General features: G+C 69.0%; 3 protein-coding genes and 1 pseudogene. 3 read left to right on the forward strand and 1 reads right to left on the reverse strand.

From position 1 onward, the window contains the following. The first annotated feature begins 22 nt into the window (after positions 1–22). Positions 23–964, forward strand: coding sequence for a polyphosphate kinase 2 (gene ppk2 / locus ACTS11_RS21415; RefSeq protein WP_442642303.1), 942 nt, complete (start codon positions 23–25; stop codon positions 962–964). Positions 965–1,045: 81 nt separating this feature from the next. On the opposite strand, the gene ACTS11_RS21420 is transcribed toward ppk2, so the two are convergent. After that, complete coding sequence (locus ACTS11_RS21420) at positions 1,046–1,456, reverse strand: hypothetical protein (RefSeq protein ID WP_442642301.1); 411 nt, start codon at positions 1,454–1,456, stop codon at positions 1,046–1,048. Between the two features lie 305 nt (positions 1,457–1,761). Between ACTS11_RS21420 and ACTS11_RS21425 the strand changes: the two genes are divergently transcribed. Beyond that, on the forward strand, positions 1,762–2,427 hold the full coding sequence (locus ACTS11_RS21425; protein ID WP_442642302.1) for a DUF1007 family protein: 666 nt from the start codon (positions 1,762–1,764) through the stop codon (positions 2,425–2,427). Further along, positions 2,415–2,596 (forward strand): annotated as a pseudogene (locus tag ACTS11_RS21430) (hypothetical protein); the annotation flags it as partial. The gene ACTS11_RS21425 and the pseudogene ACTS11_RS21430, both read left to right, overlap by 13 nt.

Below are 2,596 nucleotides of genomic sequence, written 5' to 3' on the forward strand. Positions count from 1 at the left end.
CGCCGCCAAAGCGGCCGTCACGGTGGAAAAAGACGCCGGCGTCGCCGAGGCCGCCCCCTCTGCGCCCGCGGCCGAGACCCCCGCGCCTTCACGCCGCCGCCACACGCCGAGCGCGGCCGAGATCCGCGAGGCCTTCGAGACGGGCGCGTATCCCTATGTCACGCGCATGCGCAGGCAGTCCTACGAGGCGCAGAAGGCCAAGCTCCAGGCCGAGCTTCTGAAGGTGCAGCGCTGGGTGGCGGAGAGCGGGCAGAAGATCGTGATCCTCTTCGAGGGCCGCGACGCGGCCGGCAAGGGCGGCACGATCAAGCGCTTCATGGAGCATCTGAACCCCCGCGAGGCCCGCGTCGTCGCGCTGAACAAGCCCACCGACGAGGAACGCGGCCAATGGTTCTTCCAGCGCTACGTCCGGCATCTTCCGACCGCGGGCGAGATCGTGTTCTTCGACCGCTCCTGGTACAACCGCGCGGGCGTCGAGCGGGTCATGGGCTTCTGCGAGCCGAGCGACTACCTCGAGTTCATGCGCCAGACCCCCGACCTCGAGCGGATGCTCGTGCGCTCGGGGATCCGCCTCTACAAGTACTGGTTCTCGGTCACGCTCGAGGAGCAGCGCCGCCGCTTCGCCAGCCGCGAGACCGATCCGCTCAAGCAGTGGAAGCTGTCGCCCATCGACCGGGCGAGCCTCGACAAGTGGGACGACTACACCGAGGCGAAGGAGGCGATGTTCTTCTACACCGACACCGCCGACGCGCCCTGGACGGTGATCAAGTCCGACGACAAGAAGCGCGCGCGGCTGAACTGCATGCTGCACTTCCTCGACAGCCTCGACTATCCGGGCAAGGACGCGCGCCTCGTCCACGCGCCCGATCCCCTGATCGTGGGGCAGGCGGGGCACGTCATCCACCGCGCCGAGCACATCCTCGGCGCGTCGCTCAATCCCGACAAGCGGCGGGCGAAGCCCTGAGACGGCGAAACCCGGCCGCCCGAAAAGGGCGCCGGGTATCCTCGTTGCAAGGGTATCCTCGTTGACCGGCTTCGGGGGGCCTCAGCCCGCGAATTCAGCGGGCGGCGTCGATCCGTCGAAGCCGAAATAGTAGTTGAGGACCGCATCGTCGACGATGTTGCGCTGGTAGGCGACCGACGCCACCGCGAACAGCTCGCCGTATTCCTCCTCCGTCAGCGTGCCGTTCTCGATCTTCAGGATTCCTGCCTCGAGCGCGGCGAGAATCTCGTTGTTCATCATCGTGTTCGCCGCATCCCAGAGCGCCTGCGCCTCCGCCTCGTTGATGAGGTTCGCGGCGAGGAGCGGCTCGAAATGCGCGGCGGCGAAGGCGATGAAGCTGTCGTTCAGCTGCCGGGCGCGGAGTTCTTCGTCGATCCGCGAGGTGATGGCCTCGATACCCCCGGTCAGCACCGCCGTGGCCGCGATGGCCATGCCGACGGCGGCCGCGCTCAACACCGTGTAGTCGACGGTGATGGCACCGTTTTCGTCGCGGAGGAAATGCGCAAAAGACAATGTCACCGGAAGAATCCCTTGAATGCAGAAGCAATGGCCAGGCTGGTACAAGAGTGGGGCATGAATGTGGCGGACTTTCCCCCATTTCTTCAACAATCTCCGTCGATAACGTAAACAAAACCTTGAGCGCCCGCGATGGTCCCCACCGACAGGACCGGCGGCGCGCACCGGTGCCGGACCGCCGACGGGCGCGCAACGGGCGACTGCCCGCTTGCGCCGCGGCGGCGCATCCACATATTCCCCCCATGCCCGGGATGCCGCCCTTCCTCGCCAGCGTCGCAGCCGCCCTTGCGCTCCTCGCGCCCGCGGGGCCCGCCGCGGCGCATCCCCACGTCTTCATCGACGCGGGCGTCACGCTGCTGAGCGCGGAGGACGGCACGATCACGGGCGTCGAGGTGAGGTGGCGCTACGACGAGCTCTACACCCTGATCCTGCTCCAGGATTACGGGCTCGATCCCGATTTCGACAACGCGCTCACCGAGGAGGAGATCGCTGCGACGCTCGGCTTCGACCTCAACTGGAACAGCGGCTTCGAGGGGGGGCTGCACCTCGCGCGCGGGGACACCGCGCTCGGGATCGGGGCGCCCGAGGCGGTGTCGATGGCCCTGCGCCCCGACGGGCGGATCGAGACCGTCCACCGCCGTCCGGTGACGGGCGATCCCGGCGGCGATGCCGCGGTCGAGGCCGCGGTCTACGACGAGGCCTTCTTCATCGCCTTCGAGGCGACGCTGCCCTCGGGGATCGCGGGCACGGAATGCACGCCCGAGCTTGTCCGCGCGGATCTCGACGCGGCCTATGCCGCGCTCGAGGCGGAGCTTGCCGCCATCGGCGGGGCGGTCGCGGCCGAGGACAACTTTCCCGCGGTGGGCGCGCTCTTCGCCGACCGGCTGGTGTTTCCATGCGCCCGATGATCTCGCTCGCCATCCTGGCGGCGCTGGCGGCGGCGGCCCTCTTCTGGATGTCGGGCGCGGACCGCGTGGTGCTCGCCTGGGCGCTCGAGGGGCAGCGCGAGGCGCAGACCGGAATGGCGGGCGCGCTCCGGGGGCTCCGGGCGGGCGAGGTCGCGGCGGTGGTCCCGCT

It is taken from the genome of Roseicyclus sp., assembly GCF_052168335.1.
In the GTDB taxonomy this organism is placed as follows: domain Bacteria; phylum Pseudomonadota; class Alphaproteobacteria; order Rhodobacterales; family Rhodobacteraceae; genus Roseibacterium.

Bases quoted from the DNA above. Each gene is read 5' to 3' on its own strand.
- ACTS11_RS21425 (WP_442642302.1), top strand. From the start codon at position 1,762: ATGCCCGGGATGCCGCCCTTCCTCGCCAGCGTCGCAGCCGCCCTTGCG.